Annotated in this window: 7 protein-coding genes; 5 read left to right on the top strand and 2 right to left on the bottom strand. The window is 64.5% G+C overall.

Going from position 1 to position 5,539, the window contains the following annotated elements; genetic code table 11:
* Both AC1D1P_RS12995 and AC1D1P_RS12990 read left to right on the top strand, forming a co-directional pair.
* A partial coding sequence (locus AC1D1P_RS12995) for a gamma-glutamyltransferase family protein (RefSeq protein WP_477673270.1) occupies positions 1–963 on the top strand: 963 nt, incomplete at its 5' end.
* 42 nt (positions 964–1,005) lie between these two features.
* Positions 1,006–1,920: a DMT family transporter gene (locus AC1D1P_RS12990; protein WP_477673269.1), complete on the top strand. Its 915-nt coding sequence runs from the start codon at positions 1,006–1,008 to the stop codon at positions 1,918–1,920.
* Between the two features lie 145 nt (positions 1,921–2,065).
* Here the strand turns inward: AC1D1P_RS12990 and AC1D1P_RS12985 are convergent, their stop codons facing one another.
* Together AC1D1P_RS12985 and AC1D1P_RS12980 are read right to left on the bottom strand one after the other, a co-directional pair.
* Positions 2,066–3,127, bottom strand: coding sequence for a M48 family metalloprotease (locus tag AC1D1P_RS12985; protein WP_477669704.1), 1,062 nt, complete (start codon positions 3,125–3,127; stop codon positions 2,066–2,068).
* A 22-nt stretch (positions 3,128–3,149) separates the two neighbouring features.
* Positions 3,150–3,752: an SH3 domain-containing protein gene (locus AC1D1P_RS12980; RefSeq protein ID WP_477673268.1), complete on the bottom strand. Its 603-nt coding sequence runs from the start codon at positions 3,750–3,752 to the stop codon at positions 3,150–3,152.
* A gap of 37 nt (positions 3,753–3,789) precedes the next feature.
* On the opposite strand from AC1D1P_RS12980, the gene AC1D1P_RS12975 reads away from it, so the two are divergent.
* From AC1D1P_RS12975 to AC1D1P_RS12965, 3 genes are all read left to right on the top strand, one after another.
* Positions 3,790–4,584 carry an SDR family oxidoreductase gene (locus AC1D1P_RS12975; protein ID WP_477669702.1) on the top strand — a complete coding sequence of 265 codons (795 nt, stop codon included), beginning with the start codon at positions 3,790–3,792 and terminating at the stop codon, positions 4,582–4,584.
* On the top strand, positions 4,581–4,976 hold the full coding sequence (locus AC1D1P_RS12970; RefSeq protein ID WP_477673267.1) for a hypothetical protein: 396 nt from the start codon (positions 4,581–4,583) through the stop codon (positions 4,974–4,976). Before AC1D1P_RS12975 ends, AC1D1P_RS12970 begins: the two co-directional genes overlap by 4 nt.
* A 37-nt stretch (positions 4,977–5,013) precedes the next feature.
* A partial coding sequence (locus AC1D1P_RS12965; RefSeq protein WP_477673266.1) for a LacI family DNA-binding transcriptional regulator occupies positions 5,014–5,539 on the top strand: 526 nt, incomplete at its 3' end.

Below are 5,539 nucleotides of genomic sequence, written 5' to 3'. Positions count from 1 at the left end.
GCCCAGGCCATCGAAAAATTCTCCGCACAAAACGGCGGCAGCATCACCGCCAAAGATTTTGAAAGCTACAAGCCGGAATGGGTCAAACCCATCGGCAAGGAGTACCGGGGCTATACCCTGCACGAAATTCCGCCGAACGGGCAGGGCATTGCGGCGCTGATTGCGCTGGGCATCCTTGATAAGTTCGATGTGGCCGGGCTGCCGGTTGACGGCGTGGATTCGCAGCACCTGCAGATCGAAGCCATGAAGCTGGCATTTGCCGATATTTACCGGTACGTGGCCGAGCCCTCGTCAATGGAGGTGACGGCCGAGCAAATGCTCGATGACGCGTACCTTGCATCCCGTGCCAAACTCATCGACATGAAAAAGGCACAGGACTTTGGCGCGGGCAACCCCGTCAAGGGTGGAACGATCTACCTGACGGCGGCCGACGAGAACGGCATGATGGTGAGCTTCATCCAGAGCAACTACATGGGTTTTGGTTCGGGCTGCGTCGAGCCGGAGTTCGGCATCAGCCTGCAGAACCGCGGACACGCCTTCAGCCTGCAGACGGGCGCCAACCAGGTCGCGCCTGGCAAGCGGCCTTTCCACACCATCATTCCGGCCTTCCTCAGCAAGGACGGCAAACCCGTGATGAGCTATGGCGTGATGGGCGCGAACATGCAGCCGCAGGGCCACATGCAGACACTGGTGCGCATGCTGGACTACGGCCAGAGCCCACAGGTGGCTTGCGATGCGCCGCGCTGGCGCTACAACGCCGGCCTGGAGATCAATGTGGAGGCCACGATGGACCCGAGTACCGTGCAGGGCCTTGCCGACCGTGGCCACCGTATGGAAGTCATCAACGACTCCTACCAGGACTTCGGCGCTGGTCAGTTCATCTGGCGTGCCGGCAATCCCAAGGTCGAGGGTTATGTCGCGGCAAGCGATCCACGCCGTGACGGCCAGGCCGTGGGTTTCTAAGCAACCACCTTGACCGATACGCCCGACACATCCGATATAAAAATGCCTGCAGACCAAGCAGGTCATGCGCAAGCAGCTACCAAAAGCATAGCGCCCGGCTTGCTGCTCGCCACTTTCGGAGCGATTGCCTTCAGCGGTAAAGCCATCATCGTCAAGCTGGCCTATCGCTACGGCGTCGACGCCGTCACGCTGATCATGTACCGCATGCTGTTTGCGCTGCCCATCTTTGCGGTGATGGCGTGGTGGGCCAGCCGGGGCAAGGCGCCGCTGACGCGCAACGACTGGCTGGGCGTGCTCTGGCTCGGTTTTACCGGCTACTACCTCGCCAGCTTCCTGGACTTCGCTGGCCTGGCATTTATCAGTGCCTCGCTGGAGCGGCTGATCCTCTATCTCAATCCCACGCTGGTGTTGCTGCTGGGTCTGGTGTTGTACAAGCGCCGAGTTGGCGCGCTGCAAATTGTCGGCATGGCCATCAGCTATTGCGGTGTGGTGCTGGTGTTCGGTCACGAGATCACGCTGCAGGGTGCGGACGCTGCCTGGGGTGCGCTGCTGGTGTTCCTGAGCGCGGTGAGCTACGCGCTTTATCTGGTTTACAGCGGTGAGATGGTCCGGCGGCTCGGCTCATTGCGCCTGGTGGGGCTGGCTACCACCGTGGCCTGCCTGTGTTGCCTGCTGCAGTTTGTGTTGCTGCGTCCCATGAGCGCGGCAGCCGTGGCGCCGGAGGTAATCTGGCTGTCACTGCTCAATGCCACGCTGTGCACGGCTGCACCCGTGCTGATGGTGATGATGGCGATCGAGCGCATCGGCGCCAGCATGGCCGCGCAAACCGGCATGGTGGGCCCGATGTCCACCATCCTGATGGGTGTGCTGATTCTGGGTGAGCCGTTCACGGCCTGGGTGGCGGCGGGGACGGTTTTAGTCATCGCCGGAATATTCGTCTTTACCAGAACCAGATAGCCCCCACGGTCGCTCACTTCGTGTAGCCTGCGGCTTCTCCCTGCCCCTTTTCATTACCCAGGGGCCGCTGCGCCTGCGGTCTGGCAAAGCCAGTCCCGCGGCCCCGGTTGGTGAAGAAGTGCCGCCGTCGTAGGCCCGTTACGTCCTAGTTCGTTTTCTTGCCGGTAGTGCGCGTGGGTGCGGGTGCCTGCGCGGTAGGCCGGCGGTTCGAAGCGCTCATTCGCTGCGCTACCGTGACGGACGGCTGGCCCGCGTAAGCATCGAGCCGGTTACCCATGGCCTGCTCAAGCTGGTTCAGGCGAACCTGTGCCGGTGGATGGGTGCTGAGCGACAGGGCGAATAGCGCATCGTCAGGCGCTGCGCTGCGCAGTTGCTGCAGCACCGCCACCAGACCGTAGGGATCGAACCCTGCGCGCGCGGCGAGAGCCACGCCGGTACGGTCGGCGTCAAACTCGTCCTGCTGGTCCAGCCCCTTGGTGTACATGTTCTTGCCCAGCGCCAGCAACTGCGACGACACCAGGCCGCCCAGGTCGTTCTTCAGCTGAGAGCTGATCACCTGCGTCAGAAGGCCGGCGCGTGCCGCCTTGTTCATGGCGATCAGGTGGTGCTTGGCTGTGACATGGGTGATTTCATGGGCCAGGATGCCGGCCAGTTCGCTTTCGTCCGCCACGCGGTCCATCAGGCCCTTGGTGACGAAGACATAACCGCCTGGCGTGGCAAATGCGTTGAAGCCGGGGTCGTCGAGGATGGCGAAGGTCCAGGGCAGGTCGGGCCGCGATGACTGCAGGCTGATCCAGCGGCCCAGCTGGTTGATATAGCGCTGCGCGGCCACGTCAGGGTAGAGCGGTTTGCTGCCCAGTAGCACGGCGGCCAGTTGCTGGCCGATCTGGATTTCACGTGGTTCGTCAATCTGATCCAGCGACTGTGACAACAGCTGGAACAGGTCACCACCTTGGGCCGCCTGCTGTCCGCCCGGTGTAAGGCTGGCGCCCAGCAACGCGCCGGCCAGACCGGCCGCTGAGTTGGGTTGCGCGGGGGCGGGCTGCGCCGGYTGGTTCGGGCGTATCAGTGACTGGAACAGGCCGCCCAGCGCCTTGCCCGCATCCTGGGCATGAGCGCCCAGAGGGAGCAGGCCGGCCAGCAGGGCCAATGCAAAAACCGCATGGCGTGCGGGCGTTGCCAGTGTTTGGAGGGTGTGAAGATTCATTGCGCTGCCTCTTGTCTTGTTTTTAGCCGCCGTATTGTTCGGTTCTGGTGCTGGGTGTGGCAGCCGGCGGTGTGGGTGTGGGCAGGGGATCGACCTGCCGGACGTTCAGCGAGGCACCGCCCGCGAACTGCCTGGCTTGCGCAGCGTTCGCACGGTTGGCGTCGGCTTGCGCCACGGCCGCCAGGTTGGGAACGGCATTGGCCAGGTCTTCCGCACCCAGGCCGCGAATGCCGACGGTGGATGTGGCAACTGCGCCGCCCGGCGCCTGTGCGCTGCCCTTGTTGAAAAAGCTCGAGAGGCTGCGCAGTGCACCGGTGCCGGCACCGGCCTGCGAGCTGGGGGCCGTGATGTCAAACATGTGCACCCAGCCGCTGGTGCCGTCGGCAGTGCGGACCTTGATCCACGCGCCGTTGCGCTCGCCCAGCCGGGTCACCGAGGTTTGAACCGGCAGCGGGGCCAGGCTGCGGGCCGATTCGCCCGGACCTTCGCGCAGTTGGGCTGCGCGCTTGATCAGTACGGCCTCGCCTTGCGGCTGGGCCTGTGCCGCCGCACTGAAAACCAGCATGGATGTGAGCAGGGGAGCGATAACCATTCCCGCCTGCATTTTGTATTTACTCAGTATCATGAGCCGCTCTCCCCCGTGGTTGTAATGAGGAATTATTATGGATTTGGGTATTGCAGGCAAATGGGCGCTGGTCTGCGGCGCTAGCAAGGGTTTGGGTCTGGGTTGCGCCGAGGCGCTGGTGCGCGAAGGCGTGCATGTGCAGATCGTGGCCCGCGGCGAAGAAACGCTGAAGGCCGCGGCTGAAAAACTGAAGGCGGACAAGGCCAAACCCGCGGGCACCAGCGTTCAGTATGTTGCCGCCGACATCACCACGCCCGAAGGCCGCGCCTCGGTTTTTGCGCTGCGCAAGGACTTCGACATCGTGGTGACCAATGCCGGCGGTCCCCCGCCCGGCGACTTCCGCGACTGGGACCGTGATGCCTGGCTCAAGGCGGTGGATGCCAACATGCTGACCCCCATTGAACTGATCAAGGCCACGGTCGACGGCATGGCGGCACGCGGCTTCGGGCGCATCGTCAACATCACTTCCAGTTCGGTCAAGTCGCCCATCGACATCCTGGGCCTGTCCAACGGCGCGCGCAGCGGGCTGACCGGCTTCGTGGCCGGCGTGGCACGCACCAAACTCGCGGCGCAGGGCGTCACCATCAACAACCTGTTGCCGGGCGCCTTCGACACCGACCGCCTGCGCGGCACCATGAGCGGCGCGGCGCAAAAAACCGGTCAACCTCTTGAGGCCATCATGGACGCGCGCCGCAAGAACATCCCGGCCCAGCGCTTCGGCACGCCCGAAGAGTTCGGCGCCATCTGCGCTTTCCTGTGCAGCATGCATGCCGCCTACATGACAGGGCAGAACGTGCTGGCCGACGGCGGGGCCTATCCGGGCACCTATTGAGCATTAAGCGCCCGCCCTTGAGCCTGGACTACCTCCACTTCGATTACGCGGAAGACGGTGACGGCACGGGCACGCTGGAGGCTGTAGCGTCAACCTGGCCCGAGCAGGTGCAGGCCGCGCACGCCGAGGTCGTCCAGGTGCTGGCGTGGGCGCATGCGGAATTCCCCGGGCGGCGCGGCCCGCTCGAGGATGGTTTCGATTGGGACTACGACTTCCATGGCATGCAGGAGATGACGGCACCCGAGGCCTTGCGCTATGACGAGGCAGCGCATCGCCTGAAGGTGGAAGCCGGCACGCCCGGCAAGCCGCGGCACACGCTGACCCTGTCGTTCAGCGGGACGGCGGAGTTTTGCGATGCGTTCAGGCGGCACTTCGGCCTGGACCAGGATTGAGTGCCGAAGGCACTCAAGTTAGCGTTAACATTCGGGCATGAAGTCACCCACAGAGACGCTGCGAAAAGCCAAGCGCGCCCCGCGCCCCGGAACCGGCGGCATCACCCTCAGCGACGTGGCCAGCCTGGCCGGTGTTTCGGCCATCACGGTGTCGCGCGCGCTCAACACACCGGCGGCCGTGTCCCCCGAAACCCTGGAGCGCGTGCGCAGTGCGATTTCGCGCAGCGGCTATGTGCCTAACCTCATCGCCGGCGGCCTGGCGTCCAATCGCAGCCGCCTGGTGGCGGCCCTGGTGCCCACCATCGCCGGCCCGGTGTTCCTGGAAACCATACAGGCGCTGACCGACGCACTGGCCGAGGCCGGCTGCCAGCTGATCCTTGGGCAAAGCGGCTACGGCGGCGCGCGCGAAGACGCGTTGATCGATGCCATCGTGGGCCGACGGCCCGACGGCATCGTGCTGACCGGCATCATGCATTCGCCGGAAGGGCGGCGCCGCCTGCTGGCCTCGGGTATTCCCATCGTCGAGACCTGGGACATCACGCCCACGCCCATAGACATGATTG

It is taken from the genome of Polaromonas sp. P1_E1_2 (assembly GCF_056406035.1).
Note: the sequence above shows the minus strand (reverse complement) of the source record. Positions and strands in the feature narration are given on the sequence as shown.

Excerpts from the sequence above, each read along its gene's own strand:
- AC1D1P_RS12975 (WP_477669702.1), top strand. The coding sequence starts at position 3,790 with ATGGATTTGGGTATTGCAGGCAAATGGGCGCTGGTCTGCGGCGCTAGC.
- AC1D1P_RS12980 (WP_477673268.1), bottom strand. The coding sequence starts at position 3,752 with ATGATACTGAGTAAATACAAAATGCAGGCGGGAATGGTTATCGCTCCC.
- AC1D1P_RS12990 (WP_477673269.1), top strand. The coding sequence starts at position 1,006 with ATGCCTGCAGACCAAGCAGGTCATGCGCAAGCAGCTACCAAAAGCATA.